This window comes from Micromonospora sp. NPDC005257 (assembly GCF_042872445.1).
In the GTDB taxonomy this organism is placed as follows: Bacteria; Actinomycetota; Actinomycetes; order Mycobacteriales; family Micromonosporaceae; genus Micromonospora.
Genome location: NZ_JBIAKL010000001.1, coordinates 752,104 through 773,036, shown reverse-complemented (window position 1 = coordinate 773,036; position 20,933 = coordinate 752,104). Strand labels below are relative to the sequence as shown.

The window sequence follows — 20,933 nt, the reverse complement described above, 5'->3', positions numbered from 1 at the left end:
GTGGCCTGCGGCCCGGCCCGGCCCGGTGGATCCTCCCCCGGCCGGACCCCGCACGCCGGGGCGGGTCAGCGCCCGAACGTGCGGTCGAGCAGGTCGAACAGGGCCGTCCAGTGCCGCTGCGTGGCCCGCTCGTCGTACATCGGGGTGTCCGACTGGGTGTAGCCGTGGCGGGCGCCGGCGTACACCTCGGAGCGGTAGGTCACACCCGCGTCGTCCAGCGTCCTCTCCAGCGTGGCGATCTGCTCGGCGGTCATCGACGGGTCGGCGTCGGCGTGCCCGAAGTACAGTTCGCCGGTCACCGCGCCGACGGCCAGGTGCGGGCTGTCCGGGGCGTCGGTGACCACCCGCCCGGCGTGGAACGCGGCCACCGCGGCGATCCGGTCCGGAAGCGCCTCGATCGCGCGCAGCGCGTTCGTGCCACCCATGCAGTAGCCGGTGAGCACCGCCGGGCCCGGCGCGACATCCGGGCGGGCGGCGAGGAAGTCCAGGTAGGCGGCGGTGTCGCGGGCCACCGCATCAGGCGTCAACGCGGCCATCATCGGCCCGAGCCGCTCGAACAGGGCGGCCCGGCGGCTGTCGTCGGCGAGCGCGCCGAGGTCGACAAGCGGCGCGCGCCCGGAGCGGTGGAACAGGTTGGGGGCCAGCACCACGTAGCCGCGGGCGGCGATCGTGGCGGCCATCTCCGCCACCCGGGGCCGCAGCCCGAACGCGTCCATGAACAGCAGGACGGGCGGGAACGGCCCGGCGGCCTCCGGCACGGCCAGGTAGGCGTCGGCCGTCCCGTCGGGGGTGGGCACGTCCACGGTCGTCGGCTGCACTGTCGGGGCCTCCTCGCTGCGGGTTCGCGCTGCACGCTACCCGGGCCCGACGACGCCGGCACCCGAGGGCGCACCGGCCGTTTGCGGAGGTCCAGGGCGGGAATCCCGCACTCCCGGCGGAGGAAGGCGGCGAGATGGACCAGGACCAGTTCATCGACGCGGTGGCCCAGCGGTGCGGCGCGTCCGCGGAGCAGGCCACCGCCGTCACCCGGGCCACGTTGACCACGCTGGCCGAGCGCATCGACGGCGGGGAAGCCCGCGACCTCGCGGACCGGCTGCCGGAGGCGCTGCGGGCGTACGCCTTCGGCCCGGCCGAGGATGCCGAGCCGTTCGGCCTCGACGTGTTCGTGGAGCGGGTGAGCGGGCGCGCCGACGTGGACGCGGACGCCGCCCGGGACGGGGTCACCGCGGTGTTCGACGTGCTGCGCGACGCCGTCGACCCGGCCGCCTACGCCCAGGTCGTCGGGCAACTCCCGGCCGAGTACGGCGAGGTCGCCGACCAGAGCGCCAGGTATCTGACCGGTCAGTGATCCGGGCTGTCCGGGCGGGCCATCAGCCGCAGCGCGTTCGGGTCCAGGCCGATGCGGACCGGGGTCCGCCCGTACGGCTCGCCGTCGACCTCGATGCGGGCCGGCCGGTCGGTGTCCAGCCACACCTGGCGGACCGCCAGGAACGGCTCCTCGCCGAGCGTGCGGCGGTGGCCGGCCGCCGCGTTGCGCGCCGTCTCGCGCAGCAGCCCGCGCCGGGTCGGCCCGCCCACCGGGTACGCGACCAGCAGCCGGTCGTCGGCGGTGGCGTCGGCGGTGATCGGCCGGCCGGCGTGGAAGCCGCCGTTCGCCACGTACACCTGGTGCGTGGTGAACGTGTGCTCGCGGCCCTCGGCGCGGACCGTCACGGCCAGCGGGCGGTGCCGGGCCAGCAGCCCCAGCCCGGTCAGCGGGTACGCCAGCCGCCCGACGATCCGTTTCAGCCGCGGCGGCGCGGCCTGCATGATGTCGGCGGACAGCCCGATCCCGACGTGGTTGGTGAACCGGGTGTCGCCGATCAGGCCCAGGTCGACGTCGATCACCTTGCCGTCGGTGAGCACTCCGATCGCGGCGTCCAGGTCGAGCGGGACGCCGACGGTGCGGGCGAAGTTGTTCGTGGTGCCCAGCGGCAGCAGGCCCATCGCGATGTCCCGGTGGGCGAGCAGCCGGGCCGCCGCGCCGACGGTGCCGTCGCCGCCGCCGGTGACCAGCAGGTCCGGCCCGAGGCCGGCGGCCTCGGCGAGCACCTGGTCCAGCTCGCCCGGCCGGTCCACCGGGTAGGCGCCGAGCAGCGTGAACCCGGCCGCGCGCAGGCGCGAGTGGACGGTGTCGTAGAGCCGCCGGCCACGGCGGGAGTGCGCGTTGACCACCAGCGCCGCCCGCCGCCGTTCCCGGATCGCCGCCGACAGTTCCTGCTTGGTCCGCACGGGTGCGACAGTAGCCGCCCGCGGCCGTGGGCCGGTCGCACTGCCGGTGTTGAGCGGGTCGGTTATCGTCGCGGCGGTCGAGATCATCGAGCTTGGAGGGTGGTTGTCCAGATGAGTCAGCCCGCAGCGCCGCAGGCGACAGTTCCTGGTCCCCCGACCGCACCGCGGAGTCGTCCGGGGCGGACCCTGATCGGGCTGGCACTGGTCGTCCCGGCGGTGATCGCCTGGATCTGGTCGTACGTCCTGCCCACCCTCTCCACAGTGGCCCGCAGCTTCGACAACGACGGGCCGCGCCGCCCGGATCAGGCGGCCGGTGCGTCGAACTACGAGTCCGTGTTCGCCTCGGGGTTCGTCGGACAGGTCGGCTTCGCGGTGCTGCTCAGCCTGATCCCGCTGGCGGTGGCGCTGCTCGCCGCACCGCTGCTCGCCGTCCTCGCCGACCGGGCCGGCCGGGTCGCCCGCCTGGTCACCCGGGGCGTGCTGGCGCTGCCGCTCGCCGCGTACGCGCCGGTCGCCGTGTACCTCGGCCGACGCACCGAGAACATCGAGAGCGGCACCTACACCGAGAATCTGCAGTCCCCCCGGACGTTCCTCGTCTCGGCGCTGGCACAGGTGACGTTCGGGCTGGTCGTCGCGGTAGCCGCGACGCTGTACCTGAGCGCACTGCGCCGCCGTGACCTCGACCAGCGACCCGCGCCCGCCATGCTGGCCGTCGGCGGGCTGCTCGGGCTGGGCGTCCTCGCGGTCGGCCTGCAGACGTTCACCGCCCCGTACATCCTGACCGGCGCCGGGCCGGGCGGCGACTACACGGCGACGCCGGTGTTCAGCATCGCGCAGACCTCGTTCCGGACGTTGCGCCTGGGCGTCGGATCGGCCACGTCGACGCTGCTGCTGGTTCTGCTCGGGCTGCTCGGGTTGGCCGCGGTGGGACTGATCCTGGCGACCCGGCTGCGCATCGAATTCGACGGCTGGCGGGACGGCCCGGCCGTCCGGGAGGCGGAGTCCTTCGCCGGCCGCCGACCGCTGCTCGTCGGGTCGACCGTCGCCGCGCTCGTCGTGGTCGTCGGCGTGACCGTCTGGGCGTCGCTGCCGTGGCTGCGGAACTTCTCCGCCGATACCGGGCCCCTGCCGCGGGGGATCGAGACCACCAACGTGTTCGCCAACACCTGGGTGCCGCCCCTGCTGTCCACACTCGTCGCGGTGACGCTCGCCGCGCTGGCCGGATTCGGGATCGGCGCGCTGCGACCGCTCGGACGCTGGAGCGAACTGCTGCTGGTGCCGTTCGCGCCCTGGTTGTTCGTCGGTGCCGGCCCGCTGGCCATCGCCAATTTCGAACGCACAATGGAGCGCGAACAGCTGGGCCTGTTCCTCGCCCTGGTGCCGCCGACCTGGCTGTCGGTGCCCGCGCTGTTCGCGTTCACGCTGCTGTTCCGGGGCCAGCACGAGCGGTGGCGCTCCGGCGGTGGCGCCAGCCGTACGCTGCTGCTGCCGGCGCTGCCGATGCTGGCCGTGACCGCGTTGCTGACCTGGCTGGCGCACGCCCAGTCGCCACTGTGGACGACACTGGTGGGTAAGGGTCCGGACAGCCTCACCGCGCCCGCGCTGGTGACGATGATCGCGAACCGCGCGTTCGGCGGCGGCGGTGAGCTTCCGCTGGGCCTGATCCTGCCGCTGCCGATGCTGGTGCTGTTCGTGCTGCTGTTCGCCGCGCTCATGATCGGCTACGTGGAGCGGCTCGCCATCCGGGTGGGGCGGCGCAGCGACGCGGACGCGCCGCCCGCCGGGGCGGACGAGCCCGTCGCCAAGGTCACCGCATAGGGAAATCCCCGATTACGGGCGGTGACGTCGCGCCTAGCGTCGCAGGCATGGCAACTGACGCGCTCACCCCGGTCCGGACCGCCCGTCTCCACCGCGCCCGCCTGGCGCTGCCCCTGGTGCTGCTCGCCCTGCTCGCGCCGGCCGGGTGCGACTCCGGCGGCGACGTGTTCGACGGCGGCTCGGCCGACACCGTGGCGGGCGAGGACGGCGGCGACCCGGACGCGGGCGCGGTGGACGACGTGCGGCCACCGTGCCCGTTCACCGCCGCCCAGGTCTCCGAACTGGTCGACCGGAAGCTGCGCGACGAGGGCAACTGCTCGTTCGGCGACGGCATCGCCCAGCTGTCGGTCACCACCGCCTCCGTCACCGCCGGCAAGACCACCTACAACTACCAGCACAACCAGGCCGTCGAGCAGTACGAGAAGGTCGTCGACCTGGACCGGGGCGAGCAGGGCTACCTCGCGGTCAAGGACGTGCGCGGCGAGGCGGTGCTGATCGACGGCAAGGGCGCGTACACGGTGACCATCAGCAGCTTCAGCGGCGGCACCACCGGCAACGAACAGATCCTGCGTCGCGCTCTCGACGCGATCCCGGCCTGAGCGGGGCAGGCGTGCGAACCCGCCGACTGATCGCGCTCGCGTTGACCGCGACCCTGCTCATTGCGCCGGCCGGCTGCGGCGGCGACGACCCGCCGGCCGCCGGTGGCGCAGCGCCCGGCGCGGGCACGCCGGTCGCGGACCCGACCGGGGAGGCGCCGGCCGAGCCGAGCACCGAATCGGTGGACGCCGCCGACGCGCCGGACGCCTGCGCCCTGGTGCCCGAGGCCGACGCCGAACGCCTCGCCGGCACGCCGCTCGACGAACCGGTGGTGGCCGGGCAGTCCTGCACCTTCACCGCACCGACGAGCGGGCCGACCGCCCAGGTCGAGGTGTTCGTGGGCGAGGGCGCCAAGAAGTACCTCGACATCGAGCGGCAGCTCGGGCACGAGATCCGCGAGCTGACCGGAGTGGCCGACGAGGCACTGCTCACCTATGAGGCGTTCTTCCTCCGCAAGGGGGACCTGTGGGTCGCGGTGCGGCTGGTGCGGCTCAACGACCCACAGGAGAACCGGGCGCCGCTGGAACGACTCGCCCGTACCGTCGCCGGCCGGATGTGACGGCGGCGGTGCGCGGCCGGCGGCTGCTCGCGGCCGGTCTGGCGGTGCTGCTCCTGGTGACCGGCTGCGGCGGGTCCACGCCGGACCCGGCCGGCGCGGGCGACGGGGAGCAGCCCCGGTACGGGCGGGCGCCGGCGCCGGGGAAGGACGTCACGCTGCAACCGGACGTGGTGCTTGTCGGCGGGGGCAGCCGCACCGTGCGGTCGGTGAGCCCGGACGGGCTGATCTGGCGGCTGGACCCGGACGCGCGCGACGCCGACCGGCTCGCACCCGGCCGGGTCATGTTCCTCACCGGACGCGGCGTGGGCCGGGTGCTCGACCTGGCCGAGGACGGCGGCGACCTGGTCGTCACGATCGGCCCGGTCACGCTCACCGAGGTGATCCGGGACGGCACCTTCGGTGGGGACGACGTCACCCTCGACCGCCCGACGGTCTACGTGGCCGGCGAGCCGTCGTGGACCCGGGAGACCGCGGCGGCCGGCGGCACGCTCGGCCGCTCCCGCCCGCTCTCCGTGGCGCCCGCCCAACCGCCACCGGCACCGGGCGGGCAGGCGGGCGCCACCGCACACGGCTACCGGGTGCGGACGTTCTGCTGCGCCGGTGGTGTCGGCACGCACTTCACGTACGACGACGGCGGGCTCCGGCTCGCCGGCACCGCGACGCTGACGGTCGGGCGGCCCGCCGCGTCGTTCCACCTGGCCATCGGCGCGGGCAAGGTGAATCGGGCCGAACTGGAGATCGGCGGCGGCTTCGGCATCAAGGTGGACTTCACCGCCGGCATCGACGGCGGGCAGAACCACCGCCGCACGTTTCCGGTGCCGGTCGACATCGCGTTCCCGATCGGGCTGGTCGCCGGCCTGCCGCTGTCGTTCACGGTGAGCCAGACGCTGGAGGTGGCCACCGCGTTCGGCGCACGCCGGGGCACGTTCCGCGGCGCCGGCGAGTACGCGCTGGCCGGCAAGCTCGGGTTCGGCTACGCCGGCGGCCAGGTGGGCTCGCGTGTGACGGAGGGCTTCGCCCGCCGGGTGAGCCTGCTCGACTCGCTCACCGGCGTGCCGGTCGGCGTGATGGGCCTGGTCGTCCGGCACGGCGTGCGGTTCACCATGGGCATCAGCGCGTTCCTGTTCACCGCCGGCATCTGGTTCGAGCTGATCACCTCGTACGGCGCCACCATCGGTTCCGCGCTCGGCGCGCCGTACGCGCTGTGCCGGGGTGTCGGGCTCGGCGTGCGGGCGAGATTCGGGATCGGCTACCGGATCCTGGAACCCGTCATCCAGGTGATCAACAAGTTCCTCAGCCTGCTCAGCCCGTCCCGGGCACCACGGATACCGCCGATCGTGGCCTCGGGCGGGCCGAGCTGGAGCGCCGACGTCTACCGCAACCAGGAGGTGATCCCGCCCGTCTCGATATGCGAACAGCTGCCGGGCTAGGCCGCGCCGACGCTGGGTTCGCGGGCGCGGCTGTGCCACCATCCCGCCATGGACGCCGCACTGGTCGGCCGCGACGCGGTCGTCGAGCGGGTGTGGCGTGCCCTGACCGCCGGTACGCCGGTGCTGCTCGACGGTCCCAGCGGCATCGGCAAGACCGCCCTCTGGCGGGCAGTGGTCGCCCACGCCGGGCGCGCCGGCTGGCGGGTTCTCGCCGCCGCGCCCACCGAGGCCGAGACCGCGCTGCCGTACGCGGCACTCGCCGACGTGCTCCGCCCGCTGGCCGACGCGCTACCACTGCTGCCCGCGCCGCAACGGGCCGCCGCCGAGATGGTGCTGCTGACCGGCGAGCACGACGGCGCGGTGGACGAACGGGCGGTGGGCGCGGCCACCCGTACCCTGCTCGACGCGGCGGTCACCGATGCGCCCCGGGTCCTGCTCGCGGTCGACGACCCGCAGTGGCTGGACCCGCCGAGCGCCCGCGCGCTGCGGTTCGCGCTGCGCCGGCTGACCCGCTGGCCGGCCGTCCTGGCCACCCACCGCACCGGGGACAGCCCGGCGGTCCCGATGCCGCTCGGGCTGGACGACGACCCGACCGGACGGCACCGGCTGCTGCGCGCCGACGTACCCCCGCTCACCCCGCCCGACCTGCACCGCGTCCTGGCGGCCCGGCTCGGCGGCACGCTCAGCCGACCGCTCACCGAGCGGCTGGCCCGCGACGCCGACGGCAATCCGCTGCTGGCCATCGAACTCGCCCGGGCGGTGCTGCGGCTGCCCCGGCCGCCCGCGCACGACGAGGACCTGCCCGTACCGTCGTCGCTGCGTCTGCTGCTGGCCGGGACGCTGCGGGCGCTGCCCGGCCCGGGCCGGGACGCGGTGCGGCTGGCCGCACTGCTGACCGTGCCGACGCCGCGGGATCTCGCGGCGGCCGGCGTGCCGGCCGGGGCGCTGGACGCGGCCGAGGACGCCGGGCTGGTCGTGGTCACGCCGAACCGGATCGACTTCGCGCACCCCCGGTACGCGGCGGCGGTCCGCGAGAGCATCCCGCCGGGGGCCCGGCGGCGGCTGCACGCGCTGCTCGCCGGCGCCGTCGCCGACCCGGACGAGCAGGCCCGGCACCTGTCCCGGTGCACAGTCGCGCCGGACGCCGCCGTGGCCGCCGACCTGGCCGCCGCGGCGGCCCGGCAACGACTGCGCGGCGCGTCAGCGCTCGCCGCCGACTGGTACACCCGGGCCGCCGAGCTGACCCCGCCGTCCGCTGCCGCCGACCGCAACCGGCGCCGCCTCGAGGCGGTGCAGTGCCGCATCGACAGCGGCGACTACGCGGCGGCCGGGCGGGCGGCCGAGGCGGCGGCCGGCGAGCTGACCGGCGCGGAGCGGGGCGAGGCGCTGCTGTTGCGCGCGCTCGTCGCCTGGTGCGCCGACGAGCTGGTCACCGCCGTCCGCGTCGCCGAGCAGGCGCTCGCCGCCGCCGGGCCGGACGGCGACCTGGCCGGGCGGATCCACACCCACCTGACCATGTTCCACGACCAGCCGGAGCCCGCGTGCCGGCACGCGCGGGCCGCTATCGCCCGCCTGTCCGACCACGACGAGCACCGTCCGCTGCTCACCGCCGCGCTGCTGCTGCTGTTCTTCCACGAGGTACGCGCCGGCGGCCCGGCGTCCACCGAACTGCTGGACTGGGCGCTGGCGCTGGAGGCGGGTGAACCCTCCTTCCTGGCCGGTTCGGTGCCGGCCATCTGGTGGAAGTCGGTCGACGACCACGACCGGGCGCGGGCCCGGCTGCACCTGATGCTGGACCTGGCGGTGGCGCGCGGCGACGACCCGCTGCGCCACGAGGTGCTCACCCATCTCGGCGAGACGGAACTGCTGGCCGGGCGCTTCGCCGAGGCCGGTACGCACATCGCCGCCGCCCGGGATCTGGGTGAGCAGCTGGGCACCGGCCTGGTGGGCGAGAGCTGGCTGGCCGGCGTGCTCGACGCGCACCGGGGGCGGCTGGCCCGGGCGGGCGCCACCGCGGCCGGGCTGCGCCGCGACGACGACCTCGGCGACGCCTGGAGCCGGCGGCTGCACCACCAGCTCACCGGGCTGGTGGCGCTGGCCTCCGGCGAGTGGGCCACCGCCGCGACGGCGTACGGCGCGCTCGCCGCCGACCTGGACGAATCCGGCATCGCCGAGCCGCTGGGGCAGCGCTTCGAGCCGGACTGGATCGAGGCGTGCGTGGGCGCCGGTGACCTGGACACCGCGCACGCCGCGCTGGACCGGCTGGTCCGGCGCCACGAACGGCTGCCGCGCCCGTGGACGACGCTCGGGCTGGCCCGCAGCCGGGTGCTGCTGGCCGGGGCGACCGGTGCGGATCCGGGCGAGGCGCTGAACGCGCTGACGCGGGCCCGGGCGGCGGTGCCGGAGACGGTGCTGCCGCTGGACCGGGCCCGCTGCCTGCTCGCCGCCGGACGCGCGTACCGGCGGGTGCGGCGACGGCGGGAGGCTCGGGCGGCGCTCGACGCGGCGGTGGCCGAGTTCGACGCGCTCGGCGCGTCCGCGTTCGCCGACCGGGCGCGGGCGGAGCTGGGCCGCATCGGCGCCCGCACCCCGGCCCCAACGGCGCTGACCGCTACCGAGGAGCGGGTCGCCCGGCTCGCCGCGCGGGGCCAGACCAACCGGCTCATCGCCGACGCGCTCTACATCAGCCCGAAGACGGTGGAGGCCAACCTGGCCCGGGTCTACCGCAAGCTGGGCATCGCCAGCCGCGCCGAGCTGGGCGCGGCGATGGGCCGGCCGCCGCGCGACACCTGAGCCTCACCCCTTGCGCCCGCCCGTCGCGATCCCCTCGACGAGGTGCCGCTGGGCCAGGAAGAACAGGACGATCATCGGTACGGTGGCGATCACGCTGGCGGCGAGGACCACCTCCCACTGCTGCTCGCCGCCGTAGCCGAACCGGTCCAGGATCACCTTCAAGCCTTGGGGCAGCGTGACGTGCCGGAACCGTGCTCAGCCGGCGTCGGCGTCCGGCCAGGCGGCGCGGACCAACGCCGGCAGCACCTCGCCGGCCGGGCCGCGCAGGTTCACCGCGCAGATCGCGTCCAGCGGTGTGGACACCGGGTTCACCTGCACCACCGGGACGCCGAGGCGGGCCGCGACAAGGGGGATCTCGGCGGCCGGATGGACGAGCGCGGAGGTGCCCACCGTCAGCAGGAGGTCACAGGTGGACGCCGCCTCGACCGCCTTGTCGAGCGCGGCATGCGGCAGCGCCTCGCCGAACCACACCACGCCGGGACGCACCGGTGCGCCGCAGCCGGCGCACGCGGGCGGGGCCAGCGGCCCGTCCGGCCGGTCGTGCGGCGCAGGCGCGCCGTCGGGGGCAGGCGCGCCGTGCGGCTGCGGCTGCGGCGGGTCGGCGGGTAGCGGCGCGGGCCGGGCGCAGGCCGAACAGCGGGGCGCGAACAGGCTGCCGTGCAGGCGTACCGGGGCGGGGACGCCGCCGCGCTCGTGCAGGTCGTCGACGTTCTGCGTGATCACCACCGTCTCCGGCAGCCGGGCCTGGATGGCGGCCACGGCCAGATGTCCCGGATTCGGGCGGGCCCGGCGTACCCCGCGCCGCCGTGCCTCGTACCAGCCCCACACCAGCGCCGGGTCGGCCCGGAACGCGGCGGGGGTCGCCAGCTCCTGCGGGTCGTAGCGCTGCCAGAGCCCGGTCTGGGCGTCCCGGAACGTCGGCACGCCGCTCTCGGCGGACATGCCGGCGCCGGTGAAGACCACCGGCCGCCGCGCGGCGGCGAGCAGCCGGCCCGCCTCGGCCAGCTCCGGCCCGGTCACACGTCCACCGTCAGCCGCACGTCGACCCGGTCACCCAGCTCGATGCCCTCGGCCCGGCGCGCCGCGACCCGCAGCGGCACCACGTACCGCCCGTCCTTCGGCCACAGCGACGTCCGCCAGTCGGTGCCGCCGATGCTCACCGTCACCGGGATCATGCCCCAGCCGTAGGTGACCGACGCCGAGGCGGCCTCGATCGCCGCGCTCTGCTCGTCGGGCACCGTGACGAAGTGGTACGGCGCCGGGCCGCGCCAGAACCACACCTCGCCGCTGAACGCCAGCTCCATCGGCTCAGGATAGGGGCCGGGACCGACGGAACCGGAGCAGCCGCAGCCCGGCCGCCGTCACCCAGGCGAACAGCGGGAACACGGCGACGCGTTCCATGCCGCCCACGCCGATGCCGACGTCCACCCGGGCCAGGAACAGCACGACGCCGGCCAGCCCGAGCAGGCCCAGGATCGCGCTGACCGTCCGCAGCTCGCGCAGCAGCGGCGACCGCCCGGCGAACGCGGCGGCGAGCATCGCGGCGTTGCCGAGGGCGAAGACCAGCAGCGCGCCGAGCACGTGAAGGTTCTCGTCCACGTCCGCCGGATAGGCACCGGCCAGCACGTACCCGAAACCGGCGGCCACCATCGACGCGACGGTGACGGCCGCGGCGCGGCCCGGGCGCAGCGCCCGGTGTGCGAGCAGCGCGCCGAGCGCGAGCAGCAGCCCGGCGCCGACGAACACGGCGTTCATGGCCGGGTGCCACGGCGAGCAGACCGGGCGGGGCCGGCTGGTGTCCCACACGCCGCAGGTCACGTTCCCCAGGTCGCTGATGTTGTGCTCGGCCCAGCTGAACCGGGGTTGCTCCCAGGCCAGGCCCACGATGACGTTGGCGACCAGGAACGACGCGGTGGCGAGCAGCCAGCAGGCGCCCGCGAGGCGGTTTCTCATCCGCCGAGTGCACCGGTCGCGGGCGGCCCGGCGCACGGGGCGTGGCGGGCCGGTTCGGGGTAGGGCCAGACCTACCCGGGAAGCGGGGTCCAGCCGGCTGGGCCGGGCGGCGGGGCCTGGCTAGCGTCGGGCCATGACCGTTGATCACGGGCTGGCCGCTGCGTTGCGCCGCCGCCGCTACCTGCTCTCCGCGTGGCCGTGGCGGGCCCTGGCGTACGCCCTCACGACCCTGCCCCTGGCCGGCGCGGCGGCGTTCGGGGCGGCGGTGGTCGCCGCGCCGCTGCTGCTGGTCGTCGGCGCGCTGCGGCGGGGCCGCCCGGTCGACGCCGGGGTGCTGGCGGTGCTGGCCGTGGTGGCACTGGCGGTGGTGGCGCTCGCCCCGCTGGCCGGCGCGCCGGTCGCGGCGGTCGAGCGGTGGCGCCTCGGCGTGGTCGACGACCGTCCGGTGACCGCGCCGAGGTGGCGAGGGCTCGCCGCGCGCCTCACCACCGCCACCGGATGGCGGGAGGGCGCGTACCTGGCCGTGCTCGGGGTGGCGGTGCCGCTGGCGTACGGGATGTTCGGCCTGCTCGTGCTGCTGGACGTGGCGCTCGTCGCCGGTCCGTGGCTGGCCGGCGACGAGGACCGGATCGTGCTGGTCTGGGCCACCGTCGACTCCCCGGCCGAGGCGGTCCCGTACGCGCTCGCCGGACTGCTGGCCGTCCCGGCGCTGGTCTACCTGGCCGGGCTGCTGGTCGCGGCCCAGGCGGCGGCGGCCCGCCGGCTGCTCGACGACGCGCCCGGCGGGGCTGCCCTGCGCGAGGTGGCCCGGTCGCGCGCCCGCCTGGTGAGCGCCTACGAGGCGGAGCGCCGCCGCATCGAACGGGACATGCACGACGGCGCGCAGCCGCGCCTGACCGCCCTGACGCTTCAGCTCGGGCTGGCCCGCCTCGACGTGCCGGACGAATCCCCGGCGGCGAAGCCGCTCGCGGTGGCGCACGAGCAGGCCAAGGAGCTGATGGTGACGTTGCGCGGGATCGTCCAGGGCATCCGCCCGCAGCAGCTCACCGAACTCGGCCTGGCCGGGGCGGTCGGCGAGCTGGCCGCGCGGTCGGTCGTCCCGGTCACCGTGCGCGCGGACCTGACCCGCCCGGTGCCCGAGCTGGTCGAGACCACCGCCTGGTACATGGTCTCCGAGACGCTCGGCAACGTCGCCCGGCACGCCGGGGCCGGCCGGGCCGAGGTGCGGCTGACCCGCGACGACCGGCGGCTGGTGGTGGAGGTGCGCGACGACGGCCGGGGCGGCGCCGACCCGGCGCGCGGCACCGGCCTGACCGGGCTCGCGGACCGGGTGGCGGCGGTGGACGGGCGGCTGCTGCTGTCCAGCCCGCCCGGTGGGCCTACCCTCGTGCGGGTGGAGCTGCCGTGCCGTCCGTGATCCGGGCCGTCCTGGCCGAGGACGAGGTGCTGCTCCGGGAGGGCCTGGTGGGCCTGCTGACCCGGTTCGGCTTCGCTGTGGACGCCGCCGTCGGCTCCGCCCCGGAGCTGCTCGACGCGGTCCGCACGCACCGGCCCGACCTGCTGATCACCGACATCCGGATGCCGCCGCAGCACCGCGACGACGGCCTGCGCGCGGCGGTCGCGCTGCGCGCGGAACGCCCGGACCTCGCGGTGGTGGTGCTCAGCCAGCACGTGCAGAGCGGGTACGCCGCCGCGCTGCTCGACAGCGGCGACGGCAACCGGGTCGGCTACCTGCTCAAGGACCGGGTCGCCGACGTCGCGGAGTTCGCCGAGACGCTGCGCCGGGTGGCGGCCGGCGGCACCGCCGTCGACCCGGACGTGGTGCGGCACCTGCTGCGCCGCCCGCGTGACCCGCTCGCCGCGCTGTCGCGGCGGGAGCGGGAGGTGCTGGGACTGGTCGCCGAGGGCCACTCCAACACCGCGATCGCGGCCCGCCTGCACGTCACCGAGGCGGCCGTCGGCAAGCACGTGGGCAACATCCTGGCCAAGCTCGGCCTGCCGCCGGACGAGGACAGCAACCGCCGGGTGCTGGCGGTGCTCGCCTACCTGCGCGCGGAGAGTTGACCGGCGCTACAGGCTCATCGGCGCCGGGTCGGTGACCAGCGCCCGGAACCGCTCGCGCGGGTCGGGCACCAGCCGCCGCTCGGCCAGGTCGAGCAGGCCGCCGATGCCGCTGACCGAGGCGACCGGGATGCCGTCCGCGCGGGTGAACTCCTGGCTGATCCGGAACGTCTTGCCCTCGCCCCAGTGGAACTCGCAGGTGACGTCGACCTCGTCGCCACCGCGCAGCTCCCGCAGGTAGCGCACCGTCACCTCCAGCGCGACCGGCCCGACACCGCCGGCGAGCAGCCGTTCCTGGCCGACGCCGGCCGCCCGCAGGCACTCCCAGCGGGCGTGCTCGGCGTACTGGAGGTAGACCGCCTGGTTGAGGTGGCCCTGGGTGTCGAGTTCGTAGCCGCGCACGGTGACGCGTACCCGGAACGGATCTGCCATGCCGGCAGCCTAACCAGCGGCGCGACGGTGACCGGCATGCGGTCCGGGCCGCGTCGACGTCGACCACGACCGCGCCGCGTACGTCGAGCCCGACGTGTGGTGCGGGCACCCCCTCCGGGCGGGCCCACCGGTCAGGCCGGCCAGGCGTGGCCGATCCCGTCGAGCAGCAGGACGACACCCTCGGTGGCCGCCTCCCGGTCCCGGGAGATCTCCCGGTACTCCGGCGAGGTGGACCAGCGCTCGAAGTCCTCGCGGCTGTCGAACGACAGCAGCACCGCCTTCTGGTGCGGCCAGTCGCCTTCCACCACGCGAGGGGCGATGTCGGCGGCGAGCAGCTTCCCGCCGTAGCGGGCCAGCACCGGCGGGAAGGCGGCGGCATACCTGTCGTAGCGCGCCCGGTCGTGGATGGTGAGCTGCGCGAGGGCATAGACGGTCACCGGCTCAGGCTATCGACCGCCCGGCCCCGGCGGTGTCGTCCGTCAGGTCGGCCCGGGCGTCGTCGCGGCCCGGACGACTCTCCGTTGTGGTCTGGCGATGATGGCACTGACCTGCGAATACTGGTGGCAGGCTCGCGCCCGCCCCGCGTCGGGTGGGGGGAAGAGGTGGGGCACATGATCGGACACGAGACCCAGCCGGGGTCATACCCGGGCCCCGCACGCCGGCGGGCCAGGCGGCCCCGCCCACCGCGCCGGTTCCCGCGCGGTCTGGGAGGTCCGCGTGCGGACCAAGCTCGACGACCTGTACGAGCAGCTCACCGCGCTCTCCCAGCGCGACCCCGGGCGGGCTGCGGCGCTGCTCGCGCTGCTGTCGCGGGTGGAGGGGGTGCTCGGACACAGCGGCGTGGTCGAGTGGTTGCGCGGAGGGAAGCTGGAGTACGCGTGGCAGACGATCCACTCCGTGGAGCGGGCCATGGTGGCGCTGCGCACCGGGGACGAACTGATCGGGCTGCTCCCCGCGTACCGCAGCGCGGCGGCGCGGATCCTGCCGCCGGACGACAAGGTGTTCACCGACCTCGACCCGGTGGCCGGCGGGATGTCCGAGGCGCTGCTGCGCGCCCGGGTGCAGGGGCTGCTGACCCGCTACCACTCCGCGTCCGACCAGTTCCACGAGTCGGCCCGGCGGCTGCGGAACCGGATCCTGGGGCTGTCGGTGTTCGCGCTGGTGGCGGAGGTCCTGATGGTGGTGGTGCAGTGGCGCAGCACCGACGTGCGGCTGCTGGAGGCGCCGGGCGACGCCGGTGGCGTGCCGGCCTGGCGGCTGCTGTTCTTCGTGCTGGTCGCCGGCGCGCTCGGCGCGTTCCTCAGCGCGCTGCCCTCGATGATCACCGCGCGGTCCGGCGGGCTGCCCTACAAGCTGCCGTTCCAGCAGGGGCTGCTGAAGCTCGCCGTCGGCCCGCTGGTGGCGCTGGTCGGGATCATGCTGGTCGTCGGCGGCCTGGTGGAGACCAGCGTGAGCAGCACCGCCGCGCTGCTCGGCCTGGCGATCGTGTTCGGCGCCGGGCAGCAGGCGGTCACCGCGTTCGCCGACCGGCGTGCGGCCGAACTGCTCGGCCCGGCGGCCAAGAGCTGACGCCGCACGGCCGGGAGCTGATGCGGCCCGGCGGCAGCCGGGCCTGGGTAGCCTGATCCCATGATCTTCATTACCGCCAAGTTCCGGGTCCGCCCGGAAGACGCCGACCGCTGGCCGCAGATCGCCGCCGACTTCACCGCCGCGACCCGGGCCGAGCCCGGCTGCCTGTGGTTCGACTGGTCCCGCAGCCTGGACGACCCGACGGAGTACGTGCTGGTCGAGGCGTTCCGCGACGACGAGGCGGGCGCGGCGCACGTGCAGTCGGAGCACTTCCGGGCCGCCCAGCGCACGCTGCCGCCGCATCTGGCCGAGACGCCCCGGATCGTCAACGTGACGGTGCCGCAGCAGGACTGGTCGCGCCTGGGCGAGATGGCGGTGCCCGGCGGCGCCTGAGGTGAAACTTTCCCACCGTTTGCCGCCAGGTATTGAAGCTTGTCTTCAGCCCCCGCTACCCTCGGCGGGAAGATCCACCATCCACCGTGGAGGAGCTGGAGCATGCGCAAGCTGATGGCGGCGTTCGGTGTGTCAGCGATGACTGTGGCGGGCCTGGTCGCGGCCGGGACACCGGCCCAGGCCGCGACCTGCACCCTGGTGCAGTCGGAGATCTACAACGGCGCGAACATGATCGCCTGGTCGCGCGGCCTGGACGGCTGCGCGGGCGACGTCTACTGGGAGATCCGGTCCGGCGACGGCGGCGTGTGGCAGGTGACCGACAGCGGCACCACGCACTACGACGACCAGGTCGTCAGCTACTACGGCGACGTGGACCTGCCGTGCTACCTGCGGGTCTACGCGGCGTTCGGGGCCCAGGAGCGGCTGACCCAGCCGGTGCGCAACAACAACTGCGCAGGCTGAGCAGCGGCCGGGGCGCCTGAGGGCGCTCCGGCCCGCACCGCCTGGCCGCCGGCGACGAGCGGGCGCAGCCGCCCGGCTTCGTGGCGCAGCACCGCGCCGGCCCGGGCGGCGGGCGGTCACCGAAACTTCCGGAGCCGCGCCGGGTGGCGCGTTCGCGCCCGACTGCCGCGCCCGCCCGCGGATTCACTCACCCACCCCGTGCCGCGTGCGGCGATGTCGACGTATCGAGGTGATTAAGTTTTCGGAACTCTTCCGGTAGACTCCGGACAGAGATTCGCTTCGATCCACTCACGATGTGCCGGGGAGTCACTCCCCTACCTGGCGCGGCCACCGGGCGGCCGCGCGGAGCCGACGTCGTGGCGGGCGGTGGCCGAGGCGAGCCGATCCCATTGACAGGCTAGAGAGGCGAACAGATGGACAAGGTGCTCGCCCGCGGCAGCGGGAGCGCGGCAGCCCGGTCACGCCCGCGGACCGCAGTGGTCGCGATGGTGGCGGGGGCCGCGGTGGTCGCCGCCACGATAGCGGTGGCGACCAGCGCCAGCGCCGGCACGACGCTCGGCGCGTCGGCGGCGGAACAGGGCCGCTACTTCGGTACGGCGGTCGCGGTGAACAAGTTGTCCGACAGCACGTACGTCGGCATCCTCAACCGCGAGTTCAACATGGTCACCGCCGAGAACGAGATGAAGTGGGACGCCACCGAGCCGTCCCGCAACCAGTTCAACTACACCAACGGCGACCGGCTCGTCGCGCACGCCCAGGCCAACGGCATGCGGGTACGCGGCCACGCGCTGCTCTGGCACCAGCAGCAGCCCGGGTGGACGGGAAGCCTGTCCGGCAGCGCGCTGCGCGAGGCGATGCTCAACCACGTCACCCAGGTCGCCACCCACTACCGGGGCAAGATCTATTCCTGGGACGTGGTGAACGAGGCGTTCGACGACGGCAACAACGGCGCCCGCCGCAACTCGAACCTCCAGCAGACCGGCGGCGACTGGATCGAGGCCGCGTTCCGTGCCGCCCGCGCCGCCGACCCGGGCGCCAAGCTCTGCTACAACGACTACAACACCGACAACTGGTCGTGGGCCAAGACCCAGGGCGTCTACAACATGGTGCGGGACTTCAAGTCCCGGGGCGTGCCGATCGACTGCGTCGGTTTCCAGTCGCACTTCAACAGCGGGTCGCCGTACCCGAGCAACTACCGCACCACGCTGCAGAACTTCGCCGCGCTCGGCGTCGACGTGCAGATCACCGAGCTGGACATCGAGGGCTCGGGCAGCAGCCAGGCCACTTCGTACGGCAACGTGACCCGGGACTGCCTGGCCGTGGCGCGCTGCAACGGCATCACCGTCTGGGGCATCCGGGACACCGACTCCTGGCGGGCCAGCGGCACCCCGCTGCTGTTCGACGGCAGCGGCAACAAGAAGCAGGCGTACACCGCCGTGCTGAACGCGCTCAACGAGGGCGGCACCCCGCCGCCGACCACCGCGCCGCCGACCAGCACCCCGCCCACCTCGGCCCCGCCCACCTCGACGCCGCCGACCAGCGAGCCGCCGACGACTCCCCCGCCGACCGGCGCCTGCACCGCCACGTTCACCACCAACCAGTGGCCGGGCGGCTTCGTCACCAACGTCCGCATCACCGCGGGCTCCAGCGGGCTCAACGGCTGGGCCGTGTCGCTCACCGTGCCGTCGGGCTCGGCGATCACGAACACCTGGAGCGCCCAGGCCAGCGGCACCAGCGGTGCGGTGACCTTCCGCAACGTGGACTACAACCGCCAGGTCGGTGCCGGTGGCACCACCGAGTTCGGATTCCAGGGCACCGGTACCGCGCCCTCCGGCACGCCGACCTGCGCGGCCGGCTGACAGTCGGCGCGACCCGGCACGGGACCACCGTGCCGGGTCGCGTCCCCGGCGGACGCCGGTCCGCGACCGTACAGTGGGGTAGGTCCTGTTCCACCGTTTCGCCGGAAGGACCACAGTGAACCGACGCATCAGGACCGCCCTCGGCGTCGCCCTGACCGCCACCCTCGTCACCACCGCCGCCCCGGCCCCCGCCACCGCCCACGACCGCCGCCCGAGCGTCATCGCGCTGCCGGACGGCTTCCAGCCGGAGGGCGTCGCCGCCGCCGGCCGGTACGCCTGGTTCGGGTCGCGGGCCACCGGCGAGATCTACCGCGCCGACCTGATCACCGGAGCGGGCAAGCAGGTCAGCCCCGCCACCGGCACGCCCTCACTCGGCCTGAAGGTCGACGCGCGGGGCCGGCTCTTCGTCGCCGGCGGCACCGCCGGTGACGCCCGGGTGATCGACACGCGCACCGGCGCCGTGCTCGCCAGCTACCGGTTCGCCGAGGCGCCGACGTTCGTCAACGACGTGACGCTCACCCGCGACGCCGCCTGGTTCACCGACTCGAACCGGCCGGTGCTCTACCGCCTGCCGCTGGGACGCGGCGGCACGCTGCCGCCCGCCGACGGCTTCACCACGCTGCCGCTGACCGGCGACTTCCAGCAGACCGGCACCGGCGTCAACCTCAACGGCATCGCGCCCACCCCGGACGGCCGGGCCCTGATCGTCGTGCAGTCGAACACCGGCACGCTGTTCCGGGTGGACCCGGCCACCGGCGTCACCACCGCCGTCGACGTGCCGGGCGCGACGTTCCTCAACGGTGACGGTCTGCTGCTGCTCGGCCGCACGCTGTACGTGGTGCAGAATTTCCTCAACCAGGTCGCCGTGGTCGACCTGAACCGCTCCGGCACGGCCGGCGTCGCGCGCGGCGTCATCACCGACCCGGGCTTCGACGTGCCGACCACCGTGGCCGCCGCGCTCGGCCGGCTCTACCTGCCGAACGGCCGGTTCACCACCCCGCCGACGCCGACCACCCCGTACACGGTGGTCGCTGTCGACGCGCGTTGAGCCACGCCGGCCGCCACCCGTCCGGTGGCGGCCGGCCCGGCTCAGTCCTCCATCTCCGGCCCGAGCAGCCGGATCTCCTCGATGTCGATGGCCGCCTGGAGCTGCCGCAGCACCACGTCGTCGATCTGTCTGGTGTTGCGCAGCCGGGTGATCTCCTGCCGCTTGTGGTCGAGCACTCGCAGCCGCAACTGCCGGGCCAGCTCCCGCTCCCCCTGCGCGTCCTCGCCGCGTGGATCGCGGACGGCGGCCAGGTGCTCCTCGTAGTCGGCCCGCAGCCGGTCCACCGTGTCCGGCGCGGCGCCCACGTCGCTGGCGGCGTGGGGCAGCGCCTCCAGGGCGGCCTCGGTGGCCCGGATCCGGGCCCAGCGCACCTCCTCGTCGCGTTCCCGGTCGCCGGTCAGGCCCGCCCAGGTGACCACGGCGGGCAGCGTGGTGCCCTGCACCAGCATGATCAGCACGATCACCACGACGGTGACGAAGATGATCAGGTCGCGCTCGTGCACCGGGCTCCCGTCGTGCATGGTGACCGGCACGGCGAGTGCCGCGGCGAGCGAGACGGCGCCGCGGAAGCCGGCCCAGCCCGCGGCGGTACGCATCCGGCCGTCGAAGTGCCGCGCCCGGCTCGACTCCCGCCGGTCCACCCGTTGCAGCACCGACACCGACAGGTGCACCCAGGCCAGCCGGATCACCACCACGACCACCGCGACGAGCGCCGCGATGCCGAGCGACGCGGCGGGCGAGTGGCTGGTGATGCCGCGCAGCGAGCGCGGCACCTGCGTACCGAGCAGCACGAACAAGCCGCCGTTGATCATGAAGGTGGACAGGTCCCAGAACGCGAACGCGGTGATCCGGGAACGGGCCCGGATCACCCGGGGCGCGGCGTACGACAGCAGCAGGCCGGACACCACCACCGCGAGCACACCGCTGGCGTGCACCGCGTCGGCGAGCAGGAACGCGACGAACGGGGTGAGGATGCTCAGCCCGCCCTCGCGCATCGGATCGTCGACGTGCTTGCGGATCAGCACCACCACCGCGCCGACGAGCAGGCCGGCGGCCACCCCGCCGGCGGACTTGCCGACGAACTCGCCGGTGAGCGTCAGCGCGCCGGGCACCGTCCCGCCCGCGACGACGCCGGCCGCCACGGCGAACAGCACGAGCGCCGTGCCGTCGTTGACCAGGCTCTCCGCGCGCAGCGTGGTGAGGATGCCGCGGGGCATCCGCTTGGCCAGGCCGGCCACGGCGGCGGCGTCGGTCGGGGCCAGGACCGCGCCGAGCACCCACGCGGCGGCCGGCCGCACGCCGAGGGCCTGCGCGGTGTACGCGACGGCGGCCGTCGTGACGATCACCAGCACCACGGCGAGCCCGACGATCACGGTGAGGTTGGCGCGGATCTCCCGCAGGCTGACGACCAGGCTCTCCCGGTAGAGGATCGCCGGGAGGAACAGCACCAGCACGACCTCGGGTTCGAGGACCAGGTCGTCGAACGGCGGCAGCAGGCCGATCAGCGCGCCCATGGCGATCAGCAGAACCGGCGGCGCGACGCTGTACCGCCCGCCGATGGTGGTGCCGACGAGCACAGTGGCGCCCAGCACCGTGATCAGCACGAGTGCTTCCACGCCGTACCCCCGTCACCGTCCGCCGGTCCCACCGTGCCCTACGGCGGCGGCCCGGCGGGACGGAATCGGTGA

General features: G+C 75.0%; 22 protein-coding genes. 13 read left to right on the top strand and 9 right to left on the bottom strand.

Going from position 1 to position 20,933, the window contains the following annotated elements; translation table 11 throughout:
* Nucleotides 1-65: 65 nt before the first annotated feature.
* Nucleotides 66-818 (bottom strand): dienelactone hydrolase family protein, encoded by a 753-nt coding sequence (locus tag ACFYO8_RS03275; RefSeq protein ID WP_355097453.1) that lies wholly within the window; start codon nt 816-818, stop codon nt 66-68.
* A gap of 134 nt (nt 819-952) precedes the next feature.
* On the opposite strand from ACFYO8_RS03275, the gene ACFYO8_RS03270 reads away from it, so the two are divergent.
* Nucleotides 953-1,348, top strand: coding sequence for a DUF2267 domain-containing protein (locus ACFYO8_RS03270; RefSeq protein ID WP_354863427.1), 396 nt, complete (start codon nt 953-955; stop codon nt 1,346-1,348).
* On the opposite strand, the gene ACFYO8_RS03265 is transcribed toward ACFYO8_RS03270, so the two are convergent.
* On the bottom strand, nt 1,342-2,271 hold the full coding sequence (locus tag ACFYO8_RS03265; protein WP_387256764.1) for a diacylglycerol/lipid kinase family protein: 930 nt from the start codon (nt 2,269-2,271) through the stop codon (nt 1,342-1,344). The genes ACFYO8_RS03270 and ACFYO8_RS03265 overlap by 7 nt on opposite strands.
* A 111-nt stretch (nt 2,272-2,382) precedes the next feature.
* On the opposite strand from ACFYO8_RS03265, the gene ACFYO8_RS03260 reads away from it, so the two are divergent.
* The 5 genes from ACFYO8_RS03260 to ACFYO8_RS03240 are packed head-to-tail and all read left to right on the top strand — an operon-like array spanning nt 2,383 to nt 9,468.
* Entirely contained in the window at nt 2,383-4,089 is a 1,707-nt protein-coding gene (locus ACFYO8_RS03260; protein WP_357707847.1) for a sugar ABC transporter permease, read from the top strand.
* A 47-nt stretch (nt 4,090-4,136) separates the two neighbouring features.
* Nucleotides 4,137-4,688 carry a hypothetical protein gene (locus ACFYO8_RS03255; RefSeq protein WP_357707849.1) on the top strand — a complete coding sequence of 184 codons (552 nt, stop codon included), beginning with the start codon at nt 4,137-4,139 and terminating at the stop codon, nt 4,686-4,688.
* Nucleotides 4,689-4,699: 11 nt separating this feature from the next.
* Nucleotides 4,700-5,245: a hypothetical protein gene (locus ACFYO8_RS03250; protein WP_357707851.1), complete on the top strand. Its 546-nt coding sequence runs from the start codon at nt 4,700-4,702 to the stop codon at nt 5,243-5,245.
* Nucleotides 5,242-6,675, top strand: a complete 1,434-nt coding sequence (locus ACFYO8_RS03245; RefSeq protein WP_357707853.1) for a hypothetical protein — start codon at nt 5,242-5,244, stop codon at nt 6,673-6,675. Before ACFYO8_RS03250 ends, ACFYO8_RS03245 begins: the two co-directional genes overlap by 4 nt.
* A gap of 48 nt (nt 6,676-6,723) precedes the next feature.
* Entirely contained in the window at nt 6,724-9,468 is a 2,745-nt protein-coding gene (locus ACFYO8_RS03240) for an ATP-binding protein (RefSeq protein WP_387256762.1), read from the top strand.
* Nucleotides 9,469-9,471: 3 nt separating this feature from the next.
* On the opposite strand, the gene ACFYO8_RS03235 is transcribed toward ACFYO8_RS03240, so the two are convergent.
* From ACFYO8_RS03235 to ACFYO8_RS03220, 4 genes are read right to left on the bottom strand one after another with little or no spacing between them, the layout of a single operon-like run.
* Complete coding sequence (locus ACFYO8_RS03235; RefSeq protein ID WP_387188314.1) at nt 9,472-9,630, bottom strand: hypothetical protein; 159 nt, start codon at nt 9,628-9,630, stop codon at nt 9,472-9,474.
* A gap of 33 nt (nt 9,631-9,663) precedes the next feature.
* Nucleotides 9,664-10,488 carry an NAD-dependent deacetylase gene (locus ACFYO8_RS03230; protein ID WP_387256760.1) on the bottom strand — a complete coding sequence of 275 codons (825 nt, stop codon included), beginning with the start codon at nt 10,486-10,488 and terminating at the stop codon, nt 9,664-9,666.
* On the bottom strand, nt 10,485-10,772 hold the full coding sequence (locus tag ACFYO8_RS03225; protein ID WP_184686102.1) for a DUF1905 domain-containing protein: 288 nt from the start codon (nt 10,770-10,772) through the stop codon (nt 10,485-10,487). Before ACFYO8_RS03225 ends, ACFYO8_RS03230 begins: the two co-directional genes overlap by 4 nt.
* A 4-nt stretch (nt 10,773-10,776) precedes the next feature.
* Nucleotides 10,777-11,421: a DUF998 domain-containing protein gene (locus tag ACFYO8_RS03220; protein WP_357707862.1), complete on the bottom strand. Its 645-nt coding sequence runs from the start codon at nt 11,419-11,421 to the stop codon at nt 10,777-10,779.
* 133 nt (nt 11,422-11,554) lie between these two features.
* Here ACFYO8_RS03220 and ACFYO8_RS03215 point away from each other — a divergent pair, with 133 nt between their 5' ends.
* Nucleotides 11,555-12,838, top strand: coding sequence for a sensor histidine kinase (locus ACFYO8_RS03215; RefSeq protein ID WP_387256758.1), 1,284 nt, complete (start codon nt 11,555-11,557; stop codon nt 12,836-12,838).
* On the top strand, nt 12,835-13,485 hold the full coding sequence (locus ACFYO8_RS03210) for a response regulator (RefSeq protein WP_387256779.1): 651 nt from the start codon (nt 12,835-12,837) through the stop codon (nt 13,483-13,485). Before ACFYO8_RS03215 ends, ACFYO8_RS03210 begins: the two co-directional genes overlap by 4 nt.
* 6 nt (nt 13,486-13,491) lie before the next feature.
* Here ACFYO8_RS03210 and ACFYO8_RS03205 read toward each other — a convergent pair whose 3' ends face one another.
* Together ACFYO8_RS03205 and ACFYO8_RS03200 are read right to left on the bottom strand one after the other, a co-directional pair.
* A complete protein-coding gene (locus tag ACFYO8_RS03205; RefSeq protein WP_387256756.1) occupies nt 13,492-13,914 on the bottom strand; it encodes an acyl-CoA thioesterase in 423 nt (140 codons plus the stop codon).
* Nucleotides 13,915-14,045: 131 nt separating this feature from the next.
* Nucleotides 14,046-14,351 carry a DUF1330 domain-containing protein gene (locus ACFYO8_RS03200; RefSeq protein WP_354863440.1) on the bottom strand — a complete coding sequence of 102 codons (306 nt, stop codon included), beginning with the start codon at nt 14,349-14,351 and terminating at the stop codon, nt 14,046-14,048.
* Nucleotides 14,352-14,631: 280 nt separating this feature from the next.
* Between ACFYO8_RS03200 and ACFYO8_RS03195 the strand changes: the two genes are divergently transcribed.
* The 5 genes from ACFYO8_RS03195 (at nt 14,632) to ACFYO8_RS03175 (ending at nt 19,245) form a co-directional block, all read left to right on the top strand.
* On the top strand, nt 14,632-15,483 hold the full coding sequence (locus tag ACFYO8_RS03195) for a hypothetical protein (RefSeq protein WP_387256754.1): 852 nt from the start codon (nt 14,632-14,634) through the stop codon (nt 15,481-15,483).
* A 60-nt stretch (nt 15,484-15,543) separates the two neighbouring features.
* A complete protein-coding gene (locus tag ACFYO8_RS03190) occupies nt 15,544-15,876 on the top strand; it encodes a putative quinol monooxygenase (RefSeq protein ID WP_357707868.1) in 333 nt (110 codons plus the stop codon).
* Nucleotides 15,877-15,978: 102 nt separating this feature from the next.
* Nucleotides 15,979-16,338 carry a hypothetical protein gene (locus ACFYO8_RS03185; protein ID WP_354863444.1) on the top strand — a complete coding sequence of 120 codons (360 nt, stop codon included), beginning with the start codon at nt 15,979-15,981 and terminating at the stop codon, nt 16,336-16,338.
* Between the two features lie 413 nt (nt 16,339-16,751).
* Nucleotides 16,752-18,197: an endo-1,4-beta-xylanase gene (locus ACFYO8_RS03180; protein WP_387256752.1), complete on the top strand. Its 1,446-nt coding sequence runs from the start codon at nt 16,752-16,754 to the stop codon at nt 18,195-18,197.
* A gap of 115 nt (nt 18,198-18,312) precedes the next feature.
* A complete protein-coding gene (locus tag ACFYO8_RS03175; protein ID WP_354863446.1) occupies nt 18,313-19,245 on the top strand; it encodes a superoxide dismutase in 933 nt (310 codons plus the stop codon).
* A gap of 41 nt (nt 19,246-19,286) precedes the next feature.
* Here the strand turns inward: ACFYO8_RS03175 and ACFYO8_RS03170 are convergent, their stop codons facing one another.
* A complete protein-coding gene (locus tag ACFYO8_RS03170) occupies nt 19,287-20,861 on the bottom strand; it encodes a Na+/H+ antiporter (RefSeq protein WP_387256750.1) in 1,575 nt (524 codons plus the stop codon).
* Nucleotides 20,862-20,933 lie beyond the last annotated feature (72 nt).